The following is an 18,345-nucleotide window of genomic DNA, read 5'->3' as shown; positions in this document are numbered from 1 at the left end:
GATGGTGGTCAGGTCAAATGCCCACCATCTCTCTGATTTCAGCGGGAGATGCTCCTTGTTCGCGATAAAGCGAGATGGCGCGTGCGTCGTCACGTTTCGCGAGGCGTTTGCCGTTGTTGTCCCGGATCAGACGGTGATGATGATAAACAGGTGTCGGCAACCCAAGCAGCCCTTGTAAAAGGACATGTATCTGCGTGGCATCGAACAAATCCTCGCCCCGGACCACATGGGAGATGTTCTGATCCGCATCATCAACCACGACGGACAGGTGATACGAACTGCCCATATTGCGCCGAACGAGAATGATATCGCCAACCGCGTTCATGAGGTTGTGCGCATCAAGCTCATGCGTTCCCAAATACTTCGCACCAGTTTCACAAAATCCACGAAGTTCGGATGCCTTGATTGCCTTGTGCATGTTCAGGCGCAGAACATCACCAGCTGAAGCATCCGACAAAGGGCGGTCGCGGCACGTGCCTGGATAGATGCGCCCGTCAGGTCCGAACTGGGGTACACCTTCCTGCGGAGCACCGGCCGCGGTCTCGATATCGGCACGATTGCAGCTGCAAGGGTAGACCAGGCCCGTGTTTTTGAGAATCTCCAATGCCTCTCTGTATCGCGGCAGCCTGTCCGACTGGCGCATCACCGGGTGCGGCCAGCGCATTCCAAGCCAGTGCAGGTCGTCGTAGATCTGGGTTTCCCAACGGGACCTGGATCGCGATTGATCAATATCTTCGATCCGCAAAAGAAATGATCCACCCGCAGCCCGTGCCTGATCAAACGCAAGAAGCGCGGAATAGGCATGCCCTAGATGCAGCGGACCTGTTGGAGATGGTGCGAAACGCGTTGTGAATGTCACGTTTTTTCAACAACATAAACGTCTGATTTCATGTCCATACCCGGTAGATGCGGACCGTATTCGCGGAATAACAGCCTTGCGTGACCCATGTCCAGCCAGTCGTTCAGCCGCCCGGTGTAAGTGCGGTCAGCCAAAGTGTGATCGTTGAAGGAAAACGCCAGATATCCGCCACGTGGCAGCGCGTTCATAAGTAGATCAAAGGTTTCAGGCGGCGCGGCACCAACGCCGATGACGCCAATGCATGTTATGGCTGAGTAAGCCTCGGCCTCAATGGGGTTGGGATCAGTAACTTCGAAGTTTATCAAGTTGCGATAAACCCCCTTGGCAGCGGCACCTTCCAGCATCTTTGGTGTTGGATCCATCCCATCGATGACACGAAAACCCGCCTTGCGAAGTGCTAAACCCGACAACCCGGTACCGCATCCGTAGTCCAGCACCGGCACAACAGCATCTGAGACAAAGGATTTCAATGCTGCCGCAACACGGTCCGGGGTGACATATCCGTGCTCACCGACTTCATCATCGTATGAGGCTGCCCATTTTTGGTAGTGATCGTGCGTTTCCTGGGCAGAATTCAGATTGTATGTGTCTTTCAGAAACTTATCGCTCATACCTTACATGTTAGGCGCAGGCTGGGGGCGACGTCCAGTCAACACTGCTTTACCCAATCGCTCCAGACTTCTTTTGCGCGATCGGTATAGGCCTTGTAGCGGTCCTTGCGGCCTCGGCGCCCCCCTTTCAGGCCGTCGACCGGGCGAAACAGACCAAAATTCACGTTCATCGGCTGGAAGGTCTTGGCTTCGGCGCCGCCCGTGATGTGGTGGATCAATGCGCCCATCGCACTGTCTTGCGGTACGTCAGGAAGGGATCGGCCTAGTATTTCGGCAGCGGCCAAACGGCCTGCCAAAAGGCCCATCGCTGCGCTTTCCACATAGCCTTCCACCCCCGTGATTTGCCCCGCAAAACGAATATTTGGCCTAGACTTGAGCCGCATCTGCGCGTCCAGCAAAGTCGGAGAGTTGATGAAAGTATTGCGGTGAATGCCACCCAATCGCGCAAAGCTGGCATTTTCCAGACCCGGTATCATACGAAATACCTCGGTCTGCGCTCCGTATTTCATCTTGGTTTGAAAACCGACGATATTGAACAACGTGCCCAAGGCATTGTCGCGCCGCAATTGGACGACGGCATAAGGTTTTACGTCCGGTTGATGCGGATTTGTCAGGCCAACAGGTTTCATCGGGCCATGGCGTAAAGTTTCACGACCGCGCTCGGCCATAACCTCGATCGGCAGACAGCCGTCGAAATAACCAGCGGTCTCTCCCTCGTGGAATTCGGTCTTATCTGCAGCCAGCAGCGCATCAATGAAGGCTTCGTGCTGGTCACGATCCATCGGACAGTTGAGGTAGGCGGTGCGCTCTTCCTCAGTCTCGCCCTTATCGTAGCGTGACTGCATCCAGGCTTTGCTCATATCAATGCTGTCTGCATAGACGATGGGGGCGATCGCGTCGAAAAAGGCCAGCGCCTCGGCACCAGTTTCTGCGCGAATGGCTTCCCCCAATGCGGGCGAGGTCAACGGCCCGGTTGCAAAGATCCACTTTCCGTCTTGGGGTAGACTGGTAACTTCTTCCGCTGAGACCGAGACCCGTGGATGGGCCTTCAGCTTGGCAGTTACGGCTTCGGCAAAAGGATCACGGTCAACCGCAAGCGCGCCACCCGCAGGCAGGCGATGGCTATCTGCGGTCGTCATGATCAACCCGTTTGCCGCGCGCATTTCCCAATGCAGCAAGCCGACTGCGTTCTGTTCATCATCATCCGATCGGAATGAGTTCGAACACACCATCTCGGCCAGATTGCCGGTCTGGTGTGCAAACGTGCCCACATTAGGACGCATTTCGTGGATCACAACATCCACGCCCATTTCCGCTGCCTGCCAGGCGGCCTCGGACCCGGCCATGCCGCCGCCCACGATATGCAATGTCTCTGTCATGTGCTGCCAAATAGGGCAGAGCAGCGCCATGCGCAATGCGCAGTAATCGCTTTAGTTCTGAGGGGGATTCTTGGGGTCGCCGCTGCGGGAATGTCAACGCCGGTGAGAGAAACCAGCTTGGAGGGACCTTCCGCCCACGGCGACCCAAAAGTATGGTCAGGCCTTGGCCTTGACCCAGCTTTGCCACAGTGTCGCCCTTTTGAAAAGTGAAAAAATGCGAACAGTCGGCAAAAATGTATTAAATAATTGCGTTACTGGTGCCAATCAGGCGGGCGCTTTTCGATAAAGGCACTAATCCCTTCCTCAGTATTCCGGTCCATCATATTCTGTGCCATTACCTCGGCGGTATAATCGTATGCCTGATCAGTCCGCATTGTAATCTGTTGATAAAAAGCGGTTTTACCGATTTTCACGGCACTGCTGAGCTTGCCTGCCAACTTCTCGGCCAACGCATTGGTTTCATCTTCCAACAAGTTCTCGGGAACCGCTCGATTGATCAGACCCAGCTCAGCCGCGCGTTCGGCGGTGATAAAATCACCGGTCGTGAGCATTTCAAACGCCTGTTTCCGCGGTATATTCCGGCTGAGAGCCACCATCGGAGTGGAGCAGAACAAGCCGATATTGACACCATTTACGCCGAACCGTGTGCCCTCGGCCGCGATTGCCAGGTCACAGGTTGCTACAAGCTGACACCCTGCGGCAGTGGCGATCCCGTGCGCTTGGGCGATCACGGGTTGGGGCAGGGACTGAATGGACATCATCATCTTGGCACATCGGTCGAACAGATCCTGAAAATAGGAAAGCCCACCATCGGGTGCCTGCCGCCCTTGGGTCATCTGTTTCAGATCGTGCCCCGCGCAAAACGCTTTCCCCGCACCGGAAAGAACAACAACACGAATCGACTTGTCTTCGCGCAGCGCATCGAACTCTGCCTGCAGGGCCGCCAGCATTTCATCGCTGAGGGCGTTCAACCGCTCAGGCGCGTTCATTCGAAGCCGTGCAATCGCACCTGTGTCGTGACGTTCCAGAATTGCCATCTTGCCCTCCCGCTGGCGTTCAGGCCAACTCTAGGCGGGCAGAGCGACGAGGGGAAGCATGTCATTAGCACTGAATAAACAAGAATTGACGGAATACCTGGCGCAGGTGTTTCCACAGGTTCATAACGACTTTGTCGTCGAGGATCTGACAGAAGCAAACATCACCATGCGCCTGAGGGTCGAAGACCGTCACCTGCGCCCCGGAGGCACAGTATCTGGTCCGTCCATGTTCGGGCTGGCCGATGTCAGTGTATATGCAATGGTATTGGCGCGGAAAGGTCGGCAATCTCTGGCTGTCACGACCAACAGTTCTCTGGATTTCTTGCGCAAGCCGGAAGGCGGGGCGGACCTGATTGCTGAGTGTAAGTTGTTGAAATTAGGTCGAACACTGGCTGTCGGGGATGTGCTGATTTACTCGGAAGGCTCTGACAAACCCGTCGCGCGGGCCAGCATGACCTATTCGCTTCCTCCAGAAGGCTCAGCCGCAGCTGCCTTTGGGTAAAAAAGGCCGGGGATAAACCCCGGCCAGGAAGAGGTCCCTTAGATGGGACTGGGGATAGTCTATTTCATCCAGAAATAGCGGCTGACTTCTGCATCTGCCCGATGGCGGGTCAGCCCGACATCGCGGAGCAGCCTGTCATCCAGCTTACCTAAGTTTACCCGGCTGCGGCGGCGTTGTTCCCATTGTGTGACCGACGCCGCAAACCGCACGGCCAGCGCGGCGATCAGCGGCAGCCGGGGGCTGTCGTTCAGCAGCAAGAGGGCGGGGTTGTGCATTGCGCGTGTCATCTTGGGTATCCTTTCAAATTGTATTGACACAAAGTAAAAATGTTCGGTACACTACTTTGATACATTCAGCATTGTGTCGAAATCAAAGGAAGAATTGTAATGGATACAATTTGGCCAGAGGCGTTACCGAAATCCAAAGGTCCAAAATATACTCTGGTCGCTGACACGATCCGAAAAGCGATAGAAAACAAAACACTGGAGGTTGGAAAGAAACTACCTCCGGTGCGTGAGTTAGCGTATCGATTAAAGATTACACCAGGCACTGTCGCGCGCGCCTATACGATCCTGACCGATGAAGGTTTGCTACAAGCCGTGGTCGGGCGTGGTACATTTGTAGCCCCGCCGAGATCGCCCATTCTGGATGATGTCTGGTCGCGGCAGCTACATCTGAGGGACGACAAATATGAATCCAATGTCAGCCTGTTCAGCCCACGCTTGCCAGATGTGGGGCAGGTGACATTAATCCGCGAATGCCTTGAAAAGGTTGCAAAAGGCGATCCGCGGATGTTTATGAACTATCCGACCCGAGATGCCTACCTACCCGTGCGCCAGGTTGTGGCCGACTGGTTGTCAGATCTTCCTCTGGGCTCATTGAATGCAGATGACATTGTACTGACACACGGTGGGCAAAGTGGCATTTGCGTCGTGTTCCAGACCGTTCTGAAAGATCCGAAACCCATCGTGTTGGTTGAGGACTTGTCTTATGCCGGGTTCAGACGGGCAGGTGAGTTGATGCGCGCCGAGGTTGTCGGGGTAAAAATGGACAAATGGGGCATAAGCCCCGATGCGCTGGACCACATCCTCAGGCAAACGAAGGCACAGGCGATCTGCGTCTCACCCGAAGTGCAGAACCCAACGGGCGGGCATTCGCCGTTGGAACGGCGCAAAGAAGTTGTCGAGATTGCGCGAAAGCATGAATTACAGATCATCGAAGACGATTGCTATCGCATGGGCGAGGCCCGCGCGCCCAGCTATCGTGCTTTGGCACCCGAACGGGGATGGCATGTTTCGTCAATTTCGAAAACCCTTACACCAGCGTTGCGGGTCGGCTTCGCCATTGCACCGAAAGAGCAGAGCGTCGATCTGCGGCGTTCTGCAGAATACGGGTATTTCGGGCTCGCCCAGCCTTTGGCTGAGTTGACGCGGTTGCTGTTGGGACATCCAGAGGCGAGGCAACTTGCAAAAAACGTTCGCTCCAAGATGGGCGAATATGTACGTGTGGCGGTAAACGCCCTGGGTGGCTTCGATCTAAACTGGGATTCTGAGATTCCCTTCGTCTGGCTTCATCTGCCTTCCGGTTGGCGGTCTGCTGCGTTCAGCCGGGCGGCCGAGCGGGAAGGTATTCAGCTGCGATCGGCCGATGAATTCGCGCTGCGGGATGGTCGCGCGCCAAATGCCGTTCGTATAGCGGTGAATGGGCATGTCTCGCTTGAGATGTTCGAAGACGCCATGCTGCGTCTGCGCGCATTGCTGGACAACCCGCCCGAGCAAATAAGCGTCTAGTACCTATTGCAATGGGGCAGGGTCGCCAAAAAAGCCCGCCAAATGTGCAATCTTGCCATCGGCATCGAGACGAATGAAATCATGCCCGGTAACCATAATGGACCCATCGGAAGCAATCATATGCCAGGTGAAGTGGACCACATCATGGTGTGAATTCGGCTCACTGGTCAGCTCAACTCGGCCCTTTGTATCACTCAGAACCGCTCCGATATGGGCATTGAGTTGATCTCTGCCGGAAACTTCTGCAGTTGGATCGACGTAACGACCAGTTTGTGCAAAACACTGCTCAAGAAGGCTCAGTCGCCTTTCGGGATCGGTCGACTGCCATGCCGCACCATAGGCAGCGATAACCTGTTCCAATTCTTGCATAGCCACCTCCGACATTGGATGATCTTGGTTGAGTCTAGCTTAACTAAGCTACGCAAAATTGGATATGCCGAAGAAATTTTGGGGTAAAATAATACCTATTTTATAAGTTATTGTTATTGATAGATATATTATACTTTGCCTGTATTGACCTGCATAACTAGTAGGTCTAAACCCCCTCCATCGAATTCGGGCCGCTCCGCCAAGGGGCGGTCTTTCACATCAAACAGGACTATCCTGCCATGAAAACCTTTTCTGCAACACCTGCAGACATCGACAAGAAATGGATCCTGATCGACGCCGAGGGCGTTGTTCTGGGCCGTCTTGCCTCGATCGTCGCCATGCGCCTGCGTGGCAAGCACAAAGCGTCGTTCACACCCAACATGGACATGGGCGACAATGTCATCGTGATCAACGCTGACAAAATCCAGATGACCGGCAAGAAGCGCGAAGAGAACTTCTACTGGCACACTGGCCACCCGGGCGGCATCAAGTCGCGCACCAAGCAGCAGATCCTGGAAGGTGCACACCCCGAGCGCGTCGTGACCCAAGCGGTCAAGCGCATGCTGCCGGGCAACCGTCTGGCGCGTCAGCAGATGACCAACCTGCGCGTTTATGCTGGTGCCGAGCATCCTCATGAGGCGCAAGCGCCCGAAGTTCTGGACGTAAAGTCCATGAACAAGAAAAACACCCGGAGCTAATGACCGATGGCTGATCAGATCAATACTCTCGAAGAGCTGAGCGCCGTCGCAGGCGTTGAAACCGTGGCCGAAGAAGTTATCGTACGTGAACCCGTACGTGACGAGCTGGGTCGTTCCTACGCCACCGGCAAGCGTAAAGACGCTGTTGCCCGCGTCTGGATCAAGCCGGGTTCCGGCAAGGTCACCGTAAACGGCAAGGATCAGGACAAGTATTTTGCGCGTCCCGTTCTCCAGCTGATCCTGCGCCAGCCGTTCCAGGTTGCTGGTGTGGAAGGTGAGTTCGACGTTGTTGCAACCGTCAAAGGCGGTGGCCTGACCGGTCAGGCCGGTGCGGTCAAGCACGGCATCTCGAAAGCGCTGCAACTGTACGATCCGTCGCTGCGTGGCGCTCTGAAAGCCGCTGGCTTCCTGACCCGCGACAGTCGCGTTGTGGAACGTAAGAAATACGGTAAGCGCAAAGCGCGTCGTTCGTTCCAGTTCTCGAAGCGTTAATCGCTACGGATACCGAATTGGAAAGGGCTCGCAACTGCGAGCCCTTTTTCTTTGGTCGGTTTATTCTTCGTAAACCAGTTTCCACGCACCATTTTCGACGACGCTGACAAATACAGAGTCAGCACCCTGATGATCATCGGGCCCATATGTGATCTGATTGCCGACCAACTCATCCATGTAATCCAGAGATTCCATCGCGGCAATGAAGCTATCATGCGTCAGATCAGGACCTGCAGCTTCAAGTGCTTTGACCATCATCTCGGCCGCTGAATAGCCCAGCATTGAAAATCCGACCGGGTCTTCCCCCGTAGCCTCTTTGTATTCAGCAATAAATGCTGCCGGGGCGGGCTCTTCGGCGCGCGCCCAGAGATCCAGCCACGAGGCCGCCGCATAGAAACCGTCGGTCACACCACCGGGCACCTGTGCGACCACGGTTAGGAAGCTGGCCGAGGTGCCGAGAAACTTCATGTCGGTCAGGCCCATTTTCTTGGCCGTTCCAACAACAGTGATTGCCTGACGCACGCCGAGCGCCATCGTGACGATGTCACAACCTTCTTCTTTAAGCTTGCTCAAGGACCCCACGAAATCCGTCTCGTCCGGTTTATGGGTGGTCTCAGCGCCGAAAGTGATGCCAGCCTCTTCGGCTCCCGCTTTGCTGCCTTCCAGAATTTCCTCACCGAAATCAGTAGGCAGGTACATGGTGCAAACGGTTTGCGATCCAAATTCACCGTTCAGATACTTCACCCCAATCCGAGCTTGATCGTAATAGGTCGAGAACGAGGTGAACTTGTTCTTCATCGGCTCTTGCAGCATTTGCCGCGCGGCGGTCAGAGGGGCGACGTTGGGAATACCTTTCGGGTCCAGCAGCTTGAACCCAGCAACATTCATCGGCGTACCCAGCGACTGCAACATCGCGAAAACCTTGTCACGGTTCAGCAGCTTGTTATAGCCCTGCATCGCGCGTGGCATCTGATAGCCGTTATCCTCGACGACAAAGCGGATCTTGCGGCCATGCACGCCACCCTCGGCGTTGACGCGATCAAAGACCACATTTGCGCCTTTGGTGGCCGGAACGCCCACGGCAGCGAAGATGCCGCTGAGGTCGTTGACTGAGCCAATGACGATCTCGTCATCTGTCACGCCTTGTGTTTGCGCCCAGCTGATCGTGGCGGATGCAGTCAATGCCGTCGCTGCGGCAAGGCCCTTAAATAAGTGTTTCATACTTCTCCTCCCTGTTGGGTCGCCCCTTAACTAATTGTACATATCTTCAATGAGATGTGCGTGTTTCTTTTCCACCAGACCACGTTTGAGTTTCATCGTCGCAGTCAGCTCCTCATCTTCGGCAGTGAGCAACACGTCGATCAGCCGGAAATCCTTGATCTGTTCAACCCGCGCAAAGTCCTTATTAACCGCTGCGATTTCCTCGCCGATCAGCTCCGTCACTTCGGAAGCAGCACAAAGGGAAGAAAAGTTCGAAAAGGGGATCTTGCGCTCTTGTGCGAATTTCTCGACATTTTCCTGATCGATCATGATTAGCGCCGTTAGATACTTGCGCCGATCCCCGATGATCACCGCGTCCGAGATATACTGGCTGAACTTCAACCCGCTCTCGATCTCTGCGGGCGTGACGTTCTTACCGCCCGCAGTGATGATGATGTCCTTGAGGCGCCCTGTGATGGTGACAAAACCTTCCTCGTCGATATGCCCCATATCCCCAGTGCGCAGCCAGCCGTCGCAGGTGAAGCTTTCGGCTGTTTTGGCATTGTTGCGCCAGTAGCCCTGAAAGACGTTCAGGCCTTTGACCTGAATTTCTCCGTCATCCGAGATGCGCAGGTCGTTGCCAGGAACAGGTTTCCCAATGGTGCCGATCTTGTTGGCCTCAAGCGTGTTCAGCGCTGCTATGCCGGCGGTTTCGGTCATACCGAAGCCCTCTACTATGGGCACACCAATTGCCCAATACCACCTGAGCAAATCGGGAGAGATCGGCGCTGCACCAGAGCCGCCTCGGCGGAGACGATCTAAGCCCAGCATCCGGCGCAGGTTGCGCAGAACAAGCCGATCCCAAAGCCAGAACTGCATAGCGATCGGTGCTGGAACAGGTTTGCCTGCAAGGATAAATTCAGCCCGCGCCATTCCAGACTTAAGCGCTTGTGCAAAGGCGAAACGCCCTGTGGGCGTTGCTTCTTTCGCCATGAACATGACCTGCGAGTAGATCTTCTCCCACACGCGCGGGACGGCAGTGAAGGTGGCGGGAGAGACCTCTTGCAGGTTGGAGAACACTGTCTCGGGGCTTTCAGCGAAATTCACAGTAGTCTTCATCGCAAGCGGGTAGTAAATCGACACGTCGCGTTCGAGGATATGACAGAGCGGTAGAAAACATAGCTGTTCGTCGGTTGATTGGGAGGGCAGGGAATGCGCCCCTGCCTCTATCGCGGCCATAATGTTCTCATGGCTCAGCATGGCGCCTTTGGGATTACCGGTGGTACCTGACGTATATATGAGCAGGGCGGTGTCTTGTGACGTGGTTTCAGCGATTTCTGCTTCGAATGCGCCGGGTTCATCGACCTGAGCCTGCTGCCCCAGAGCATACAAGTCCTCGATCATCATGCATCGCGGATGATCCAGGTCGTGCAGGCCTTCATCCTCAAGGATAATGACCCTGAGCAGATCGGGCAGATCCGCCTCGACTTCGAAGAACTTGTCCAACTGCTCTTCATCTTCAACGATCAGAAACCGGCTGCCACTATCATTGATCAGGTATTTTAACTGGCTCGCCGAATCTGTGGTGTAGACGCCCGAAGCAATCCCTCCGACACACTGGATGCCCATGTCGAACCACGCCCATTCCTTGCGGTCTTCGGACAGGATCGAGACAACCTCGCCACGTTGCAGACCCAGCTTGCGCAGGGCCAGCCCGATCCATTTGGCGTGTTGCCAGTAGTCGGCCCATGAGTAGGATTTCCAGATGCCGAAGTCCTTCTCGCGATGCGCCGTACGCGGTCCCAGTTCGGCACAGCGTTTCTGGAATAACTCGCATATCGTGACACAGCCATCGACTCGCAGGGGTCTCTGACCTGGCGCAGCGTTGAACTGCACACCGTTGATACTGGTCTGAGGGGGCAGGGGGCTTGCGTCCATCCAGCTCACCTCCACGTCTTTTTGCGTTTCCAGCGGCGGTTTTCTCGCGCGCCTTCTTCCTGAACGCCCAGATAGAAGTTCTGAATGTCCTCGGATTGCAGCAAGGTTTCAGCCGCACCATCCATAACGATCCGTCCGATCTCCATTACATAGCCATGATGGGCGAGTTCCAGTGCCGCATTGGCGTTCTGCTCGACCAGCATCATTGTCATGCTCTGTTCGTCATTCAGGCGTTTGAGAATGCCAAAAATCTCTTGCACCAGCAGCGGCGATAGGCCCAGCGAGGGCTCATCCAGCAGCATGATACGCGGGTTAGCCATCAGGCCGCGCCCAATCGCCAGCATCTGCTGTTGCCCGCCGGACAGAGTGCCAGCTTCCTGATTGCGGCGGTCTTTCAACACAGGAAAGTAGGAAAACACCAGATCGCGGTCATGATCGATCTGTCCTTTATCCGACAGGGTATAAGCCCCAAGGTTCAGGTTCTCGTCGACTGTCAAAAGTGGAAAGACCTCGCGTCCCTCGGGCACATGGACGATGCCTTTTTGCACGACCTTGTGAGGTTCCGATCCCTGTATTTGCTGACCGTCAAATGTGATTGAACCTTTTTCGGGATCCATCACGCCTGAGATTGTTTTCATCAGCGTTGTCTTGCCCGCGCCATTTGCGCCCAGGATTGAAACGACCTGCCCTCGATGCACGTCCAATGACACGCCACGAATGGCCATGATCGGGCCATAAAAGCTTTCAACATTGCGAATGCTAAGGATCGGTTGGTTCATGAAGCTTTGCCCAAATAGGCCTCTACCACAGCAGGATGAGATTGAACTTCGGCTGGGGTTCCAAGGGCAAGCTTCGCTCCGTCGGCCATGGCAAGAACCCGGTCGGACACGCCCGAGACCAGACCCATATCGTGCTCTACCATAAGCACGGTAATGCCCATCTGACGCCGGATGTCATCGATCCACCAACGCATATCTGTGGTCTCTTCCACCGATAGGCCCGAGGCGGGTTCATCCAACAGCAGGAGTTTTGGATCGGTGGCCAACGCTCGAGCGACTTCGACCACCTTACGCACGCCATAGGGTAAGCCCGAGATCATCTTGTCACGAAAGGCCTGGAGGTCGAGGAAGTCGATGATCTCTTCAACCTTTTCTCGGTTGTCGATCTCCTGCCTGCGAGCTGAGGGCGAGAACAGAATTTCCGAGATCAGATTGGTTTTGCGGTGCCGGTGGCGCCCGACCAGGAGGTTCTGCAAAACGGTCGCATGTTCGAACAGTTCAATGTTCTGGAATGTCCGCGCGACGCCATAGGCCGCGACACCCGAGGGCTTGATACGCAGCAGATCATGCCCGTCAAAGTGGATCGCCCCTGCATAAGGATCATAGAAGCGCGAAATCAGGTTGAAGACCGTTGATTTGCCGGCGCCGTTGGGACCGACGATGGCGAACACCTCACCTTCTTGCACGTTGAAGGACAGATCATCCACAGCAGTCAGACCGCCGAATTTCAGGGTAACGTTTTCAAACTCCAGCAAGCTCATCTCAGACGCTCCGTCTTGAGATAGGACTTTTGTCTTTTGAACATGTCCTTGCGGTAGAAGGGGAACAGTTCGAACCACGTCCGGATTTTTAGCCATCGACCATACAAACCCATCGGTTCGAACAGGATGAAGGCGATCAGGATCATGCCAAAGATGCCGAATTCGAGCCCCGGAATGGCGACCGTATTGCCGCCAAACAGGGCTGCTGCGTATTCCTTTGAAATCGACAGAAACTGCGGCAGGAAACCGATCACGATTGCGCCCAAAAACGCGCCATGGATTGAGCCCAGACCTCCGATAACGATCATCATCAGCAATTGGATGGAAATTACGACACTGAAGGTCTCGTTATTGAACGCCCCAGAGAACATACCCATCAATGCGCCTGCTAGTCCGGTGACCGCGCAGGAGAGGGCGAAAGAGATCGTCTTGGTTCGCGCGATATCCACACCCATCGCCTGCGCTGAGACCTCAGAGTCTCGTACAGCGATGAAGCTACGGCCTAAGGGCGCGCGCAATAGGTTGATATAGCCCAGTGTCACGACAACGGCGACGGCCAGCACCAGCCAGAAAAACGGGACCGGGGTGGCCCAACGATCGACCAGATATCCGAAGATTTCGACACCACCCAGATATTTACCCGCGACACCTCCGGTGACGGGTTCGGCCAGAACGATGATGTCGTCCATGAGCACAGACAGAGCCAGGGTGAAGATCGCAAGATAGATGCCATGCAGGCGCAGGGCAGGGATGGCGACGGTTGCTCCGACGATGCCGGTCAACAGGCCCGCCAACGGGAACGCCAGCAGAAAGGGCACCCCAGCCTCAATCAGGATGACATTGGCATAGCACCCAACGGCCAGAAAGGCGGCATGGCCAAGGCTGGCCTGCCCGGTGTGGCCGGTTAGGATCATCAAGCCCAAACCCGCGATGGCCCAGATCAGAACATTGGTCAGTTCCCCAAGATAGAAATCATCCAGCCACCACGGCGCAGCGGCTACGACCGCCAACAGGATCAGATAGAGGCTAAGCTGATAGCCATCCTTCCACGGGCGAATGTCCTGCATATAGTTTGTTTTGAAAACAATCCGCATGCGATCAGACCTTCTTGACCCGCACCTGGCTGAACAGCCCATGCGGTCGAAAGATCAGAACTGCCAGCAACAGCGCATAAGGCGCGATCTGACTGTACCCGGCTGCGATATAGCGGCTGGCAAAGGGCTCGATTACGCCGACGATTAGCCCGCCGGCCAAAGCGCCGGGCAGGCTGCCGAATCCGCCTATCACAGCTGCTGCAAATGCCTTGATCCCCAGAAGCCCAGTTGTGGGATCGACCGAGCCTTTGGCCGCGAACAAAATTCCGGCAATCCCAGCGACAACCCCGGCCAATGCCCAGATTAAGCCCTGAACCCGCTTGACCGGGATCCCCATGTAATATGCCGCCAACTGGTTTTGAGACGCACCTTGCATGGCAAGCCCCAGCTTGGTCTTGCTGAAGAACACATAAAGACCCCAGGTCAGTAGGACGGTGACAACAATCACGGCCACGTCCTCCATCCCCAGCACAAGACCACCGAACCGGATTTCTTTACCAGCCAATGGGTTCTGCAGCGTTTGCGGCTCGTGCCCCCAGATCAGACCAGCTGCAAACCTGATCACAAAGCCCAAGGCGATGGTTAGGATCACCACGGCAGTCTGACTTTCGCCAAAGACGCGGCGGATGATCAGCCGATCGATCAGATACCCAAGTGCGCCCATAATCCCCAGTGAAATCGGTAGCGCCAGCCAGAAGGGCAGCCCCATATATTCCGTATTCGTAAGGCCAATGGTGACAAACGCACCCAGCATCATGAAATCGCCCTGCGCAAAATTCACTGCCTCGGTGGCTTTGTAAATCAGTACAAAGCCAAGGGCGATCAGGCCGTAGACACAACCATTCGCCAGCCCGCTAATCAGCAGCTGTGCGTTATCCAATCTCACCCTCCCTAAGCCGGTTAAGTCCGGCGCTTTGTTCTACTATGGAGTGATTATCACCTTCCCGTCACTCTTTTTCAGAGCATCCGCCAGATTTGGCAGCACTTCTCGTAGCGAAAGCCGTGCGGAAACATCTGTGCGCCAGCGCCCATCTGCAAATCGCGCCTGCACTTCGCTGACAACTCGCATTTGATCAGCCGGGGGGGTGTCCATCATCCAGCGGGTCAGCCAGAAGCCCTCGATCCGATTGCTCATGAAGATCAACTGGCCCATCTGAGTCAACTTCGGCATTTCCGTACTGAGTTTCCCATAGCAAACCCACCGCGCGCCATTGGGCATCGCGCAGAACACCTGCTCTGACAGTTGGTCGGCAACCGCGTCGAGAAAAACACGAGGTTTCAGATCTGCACTGATCGTGGCAAACCGCGTCGGCGCATCCGTATCGCTGGTCACGACCACCTCTGCCGCACCCAGGCCTTTTAACATCTCGACCGTTTCGGCGCGCCGCACCAGAGCGATCGGTTTCAACCCAAGATCCCGTCCAAGGCTGCACATCAACTTACCAAGCTGGCTGGTGGCGGCAGAGACCACAAAAGCCTCGCCCTCAGCCCGTGCGATATCCACCATCGCCATTGCGGTTAGCGGGTTTACGATCTGCGCCGCCCCGTCCTCATCCGAGATTTCGGGGCGCAAGGGGATACACATCTGGGCCTGCGTCACAACATACTCGGCCCAGGCACCAGAGCCTGCTGCCACAAAGGCCACGCGCTGATCCAGCAGGGCGTCAGCCCCGGTACCGGTGGCAACAACATCTCCGCACCCCTCGAACCCTGCTGCGGCGCCTTTGACCCGCGGCTGACCATATTCTCCTTTGATAAAATGGATATCTGAAGGATTCACCGAGGCAGTGCGCACTTTGATCAACACTTGTCCCGCCTTTGGGACAGGTACAGGCAGTTCAGCCTCCGCTAACCAGTCCGAGGCATTCTCCAGCGTCGGTCCCGTGGCTGTGCCGGAATATCCGTCCTGCGTCTGAACAACGGCAAACATGGTGTCGGGCAGGGTGGTCATCGTTCGATCCTTCTTTGATGCGAGTTCAGCACGAGGCCTTCATCGTCACAATGTAACACACTGACAAAAGGTTTTATTTTTTCAAAACAATCTCAAGAAAGCAATCAAACACGGTGAGCTATGTCAATTGGGTAATGCCGTAATGTGACGCAAATTAAGTCGCATCCCGACCGGGTGAACCAGCCCTCTTAGGGCTGGTTCTGGAATTGATCACTGCTGCGTCATCAGATTGCGCAGATCCTGTATCTTCGCGACAACCAGCTCAGGCGACGCTTTGATCTCGTCGAGGATCTTCATAACCTGTGTTTTGATGTCCTGAGACAAGGCGCTTTCCTGAACCGACGTGACGATTGCGTCATAGTCGAAATTCTGCGCGGTCAGCATGCCGTCCTGAACCCACGAGTTGAACAGTTCCTGCCCCTGACCGGCAAGCGCTGCGACCTGATCGCCAGCTGCTGAGGCTGCATCATTGGCCTGCTCGGTCAAAGAAGTAGCAGCGTCGCTGGCCTGTTCCGATACCGAAGATGCAGCTTCCGAGGCCTGATCAGCAATCGAGGACGCAGCCTCGGATGCTTGTTCAGTCGCCGCCTCAACGGCATCAGCAGCGCCCTCTTGTATTGCCGAGGCTGCTTCACCAACCGCCTCTGAGGCATCTTCAGCCGCCGATTGCAACTGCTCGGCAGGGGTTGGTTCAGGTTTTGTGGCGAAATAGTAAGCGCCTCCGCCGATAACGGCGATGGCTACGATAAGTAAAAGACGCGACATTGGATGTCTCCTTCAAATGATGTGTCGCTCAGATGGGGTTAAGGTACGTTAAAGCAAAGGGGAAAACACGTGAGTTTGCAGCATATTGCGGGTTTGAGCCACACTGCGCTGATTGACACTGCAGGCAGTGGCAACATCATGCCATCCATTGCAGGAATCGCAACACAAGCAAAGAAACAGCCTTGAAGGATGAATTGATTGATGACGAAGTAAAAGGGAATCGAACCCTGGGTGGGCTTGCACTCACAACGATTTCCGAGACCGTGTTCTACATCAAAACAGAAGTCCTTGCATTAAGAGACAAGAGCTTTGTGGCGGCAAGATGGGCAGGTTCGGCACAGAAAGCGGGCAGCAATCTGAACAAAGGCGATAGGAGCTCGGGAAAACGCTTCATTCTTGCTATCTACCTGTATTGACGTTGTTTCGGTGTGAGTACCCAAGAATAGTTTCTTCTTCACAATGGCTTGACGATCTGAAGCCACCTTTGAAACCGCCCCATGTGCCGACGGCAGCAGTATTCCAGACGAAATTTCGCTTACGCAAAACCTGTTGTTTGTTGACCTTCCAGCGCGGGAACCGGGCATACAGCCCAAATGAGTCGTAAAGCAAGAATACACGTTTGGGGTGGCAGGCATGAAACCGAACAGGGATAGAAAGGCTGTTACGCGACGCGGAGTGATTGCCGCGTTTGCTGCGACAACTCTTTTTCCAGCACCGGCCGTTTGGGCCCAATCGATGACAACCGAGGGGACGCGCCGGAATGTTTCCTCATTCCGCGTTGCTAAATGGCAGGATCACTTTGATACGCTTAAGAATGGTGTGATCCTGTCCGATACACAGTCCAAGGTCCTGCAATATTGGTCAGAAGACGAGAGCGTCTATCGGATGTATCCAACCAGCGTGCCGCTGACGGAAGACCTTACAAGGCTGGGCTACACCACAGTAACTCGCAAGGTTGAGGGGCCATCTTGGCGACCGACACCAGCAATGAAAAAGCGCAACCCCGCTTGGCCCGACTATGTGGGCCCGGGTCCGGAGAATCCTCTGGGGACACATGCACTTTATTTGAGCTGGCAATACTACCGGATCCACGGCACCAACGACACACGCAAGATCGGAAGAAGATCCTCCAATGGCTGCATCGGCTTGTACAATGAGCAGATCGCGGACTTGTTCGAACTGGCCACCGTGGGCACGCAGGTAAAATTGATCTGACCATGGTCAAGATGGCTTTTCTGGACAGGTGCTTAAGCTCGGTAACTGACAACGACGTGAAATAGTAAAATGGATAAACTTACACTCATGATAGGCGGTGTGGCGATCGCAGGTGCCGTCGCAATCGTCTACAATCTAAATCAGCAACCAGCTGGCCATTCGATGACGACACCTGATACGTCGACGCTGGCGTCAGGAGACCCAATCCAAAACGTCAATCTACCGGACCAGCTAAGCGAATTTGCGGCCGTCGGCAAAGTGGCATTCGACGCAAAATGCTCGGCGTGCCATGGCGGGAATGCAACAGGTCTGGAGGGCCTTGCACCACCTTTGGTGCATAAAATCTATGAACCTGGCCACCATTCGGACGAGGCATTTTACGTGGCCGTCCAGAATGGTGTTCGGGCACACCATTGGAAGTTCGGTAACATGCCGCCGGTCGATGGTTTAACTCGCGCGGATGTGAAAGGCATCGTGACGTACATAAGAGAGTTGCAACAAGAAAACGGGATTTTCTGAAGGTGACGAGTCTAGTGAGCACAGCAATTCGTTACTCCATCCTGTCAATTGCGCTGGCTATTGGCGGGCTACTTGTGACGGCCGATTCTGCTCATGCACATGGCGGTGATTCACAGCATGTGATTGACCAAACCGACTCTGCGGACGTCGAACATGTCAAGCAGGGTCATCCCGGGCATTGTCATGGCGGAGCGATCTGCAACGCTGTTGGACTATTTTTGATGGGTCCAACACCGCCGGGTCCCCAAGGCACGGAACGAAGATACTCGATCCCGCGAGCTCAATACCGGGTTCTTGGTATTATCGCGTTTGACCCACCACCGCCGCGTGTCCTGATCTGACGAGTCGAATTGCGCTCAAGATGGGCGCGTCGAAGCAGACGAAAA

Annotated in this window: 20 protein-coding genes and 1 pseudogene; 7 read left to right on the top strand and 14 right to left on the bottom strand. The window is 55.1% G+C overall.

The window, feature by feature from the left end:
- Positions 1–13 precede the first annotated feature (13 nt).
- From gluQRS to ACR0MP_RS05450, 4 genes and pseudogenes are all read right to left on the bottom strand, one after another.
- Complete coding sequence (gluQRS, locus tag ACR0MP_RS05465; RefSeq protein WP_170405668.1) at positions 14–859, bottom strand: tRNA glutamyl-Q(34) synthetase GluQRS; 846 nt, start codon at positions 857–859, stop codon at positions 14–16.
- Positions 856–1,470 carry a class I SAM-dependent DNA methyltransferase gene (locus ACR0MP_RS05460; protein ID WP_480885932.1) on the bottom strand — a complete coding sequence of 205 codons (615 nt, stop codon included), beginning with the start codon at positions 1,468–1,470 and terminating at the stop codon, positions 856–858. Before ACR0MP_RS05460 ends, gluQRS begins: the two co-directional genes overlap by 4 nt.
- 38 nt (positions 1,471–1,508) lie before the next feature.
- Entirely contained in the window at positions 1,509–2,849 is a 1,341-nt protein-coding gene (trmFO, locus tag ACR0MP_RS05455; protein WP_170405674.1) for a methylenetetrahydrofolate--tRNA-(uracil(54)-C(5))-methyltransferase (FADH(2)-oxidizing) TrmFO, read from the bottom strand.
- Positions 2,850–3,100: 251 nt separating this feature from the next.
- Positions 3,101–3,895, bottom strand: a pseudogene (locus tag ACR0MP_RS05450) (enoyl-CoA hydratase); the annotation flags it as partial.
- Positions 3,896–3,944: 49 nt separating this feature from the next.
- Between ACR0MP_RS05450 and ACR0MP_RS05445 the strand changes: the two are divergent.
- On the top strand, positions 3,945–4,388 hold the full coding sequence (locus ACR0MP_RS05445) for a PaaI family thioesterase (protein ID WP_170405681.1): 444 nt from the start codon (positions 3,945–3,947) through the stop codon (positions 4,386–4,388).
- 59 nt (positions 4,389–4,447) lie between these two features.
- On the opposite strand, the gene ACR0MP_RS05440 is transcribed toward ACR0MP_RS05445, so the two are convergent.
- The gene (locus ACR0MP_RS05440; RefSeq protein WP_170393113.1) at positions 4,448–4,675 is read right to left on the bottom strand and encodes a YjiS-like domain-containing protein; all 228 of its coding nucleotides are present in this window, start codon (positions 4,673–4,675) and stop codon (positions 4,448–4,450) included.
- A gap of 99 nt (positions 4,676–4,774) precedes the next feature.
- Here ACR0MP_RS05440 and ACR0MP_RS05435 point away from each other — a divergent pair, with 99 nt between their 5' ends.
- Positions 4,775–6,178, top strand: coding sequence for an aminotransferase-like domain-containing protein (locus tag ACR0MP_RS05435; RefSeq protein ID WP_480885930.1), 1,404 nt, complete (start codon positions 4,775–4,777; stop codon positions 6,176–6,178).
- A 3-nt stretch (positions 6,179–6,181) separates the two neighbouring features.
- Here ACR0MP_RS05435 and ACR0MP_RS05430 read toward each other — a convergent pair whose 3' ends face one another.
- Positions 6,182–6,547, bottom strand: a complete 366-nt coding sequence (locus ACR0MP_RS05430; RefSeq protein WP_170405688.1) for a nuclear transport factor 2 family protein — start codon at positions 6,545–6,547, stop codon at positions 6,182–6,184.
- A gap of 239 nt (positions 6,548–6,786) precedes the next feature.
- Between ACR0MP_RS05430 and rplM the strand changes: the two genes are divergently transcribed.
- Entirely contained in the window at positions 6,787–7,245 is a 459-nt protein-coding gene (gene rplM / locus ACR0MP_RS05425) for a 50S ribosomal protein L13 (protein WP_039536983.1), read from the top strand.
- 6 nt (positions 7,246–7,251) lie between these two features.
- Positions 7,252–7,737, top strand: a complete 486-nt coding sequence (gene rpsI, locus ACR0MP_RS05420) for a 30S ribosomal protein S9 (RefSeq protein WP_039535473.1) — start codon at positions 7,252–7,254, stop codon at positions 7,735–7,737.
- A 60-nt stretch (positions 7,738–7,797) separates the two neighbouring features.
- Here rpsI and ACR0MP_RS05415 read toward each other — a convergent pair whose 3' ends face one another.
- From ACR0MP_RS05415 to ACR0MP_RS05380, 8 genes are all read right to left on the bottom strand, one after another.
- Positions 7,798–8,958 carry an ABC transporter substrate-binding protein gene (locus ACR0MP_RS05415; RefSeq protein WP_170393109.1) on the bottom strand — a complete coding sequence of 387 codons (1,161 nt, stop codon included), beginning with the start codon at positions 8,956–8,958 and terminating at the stop codon, positions 7,798–7,800.
- 30 nt (positions 8,959–8,988) lie between these two features.
- Positions 8,989–10,875 carry an AMP-dependent synthetase/ligase gene (locus tag ACR0MP_RS05410; RefSeq protein WP_170735060.1) on the bottom strand — a complete coding sequence of 629 codons (1,887 nt, stop codon included), beginning with the start codon at positions 10,873–10,875 and terminating at the stop codon, positions 8,989–8,991.
- 5 nt (positions 10,876–10,880) lie between these two features.
- Positions 10,881–11,654, bottom strand: coding sequence for an ABC transporter ATP-binding protein (locus ACR0MP_RS05405; RefSeq protein WP_170405694.1), 774 nt, complete (start codon positions 11,652–11,654; stop codon positions 10,881–10,883).
- Positions 11,651–12,415 carry an ABC transporter ATP-binding protein gene (locus ACR0MP_RS05400; protein WP_480613556.1) on the bottom strand — a complete coding sequence of 255 codons (765 nt, stop codon included), beginning with the start codon at positions 12,413–12,415 and terminating at the stop codon, positions 11,651–11,653. The genes ACR0MP_RS05405 and ACR0MP_RS05400 overlap by 4 nt, the downstream gene beginning before the upstream one ends.
- The gene (locus tag ACR0MP_RS05395) at positions 12,412–13,509 is read right to left on the bottom strand and encodes a branched-chain amino acid ABC transporter permease (RefSeq protein WP_170405701.1); all 1,098 of its coding nucleotides are present in this window, start codon (positions 13,507–13,509) and stop codon (positions 12,412–12,414) included. Before ACR0MP_RS05395 ends, ACR0MP_RS05400 begins: the two co-directional genes overlap by 4 nt.
- 4 nt (positions 13,510–13,513) lie before the next feature.
- A complete protein-coding gene (locus ACR0MP_RS05390) occupies positions 13,514–14,389 on the bottom strand; it encodes a branched-chain amino acid ABC transporter permease (RefSeq protein WP_170393104.1) in 876 nt (291 codons plus the stop codon).
- 42 nt (positions 14,390–14,431) lie between these two features.
- Complete coding sequence (locus tag ACR0MP_RS05385; protein WP_480885927.1) at positions 14,432–15,460, bottom strand: alcohol dehydrogenase catalytic domain-containing protein; 1,029 nt, start codon at positions 15,458–15,460, stop codon at positions 14,432–14,434.
- A 210-nt stretch (positions 15,461–15,670) separates the two neighbouring features.
- Entirely contained in the window at positions 15,671–16,225 is a 555-nt protein-coding gene (locus ACR0MP_RS05380; RefSeq protein WP_170393102.1) for a hypothetical protein, read from the bottom strand.
- A 182-nt stretch (positions 16,226–16,407) separates the two neighbouring features.
- On the opposite strand from ACR0MP_RS05380, the gene ACR0MP_RS05375 reads away from it, so the two are divergent.
- The 3 genes from ACR0MP_RS05375 to ACR0MP_RS05365 all read left to right on the top strand — a co-directional run bounded on the left by ACR0MP_RS05375 (position 16,408) and on the right by ACR0MP_RS05365 (position 17,959).
- The gene (locus tag ACR0MP_RS05375) at positions 16,408–16,641 is read left to right on the top strand and encodes a hypothetical protein (protein ID WP_480885925.1); all 234 of its coding nucleotides are present in this window, start codon (positions 16,408–16,410) and stop codon (positions 16,639–16,641) included.
- A gap of 217 nt (positions 16,642–16,858) precedes the next feature.
- A complete protein-coding gene (locus ACR0MP_RS05370; protein WP_170819291.1) occupies positions 16,859–17,440 on the top strand; it encodes a L,D-transpeptidase in 582 nt (193 codons plus the stop codon).
- 69 nt (positions 17,441–17,509) lie between these two features.
- Positions 17,510–17,959 (top strand): c-type cytochrome, encoded by a 450-nt coding sequence (locus ACR0MP_RS05365; RefSeq protein WP_170405712.1) that lies wholly within the window; start codon positions 17,510–17,512, stop codon positions 17,957–17,959.
- Positions 17,960–18,345 lie beyond the last annotated feature (386 nt).

It is taken from the genome of Ruegeria sp. K3 (assembly GCF_056531845.1).
The sequence above is the reverse complement of the archived record's forward strand: the minus strand, read 5'-3'. Positions and strand labels throughout refer to the sequence as shown.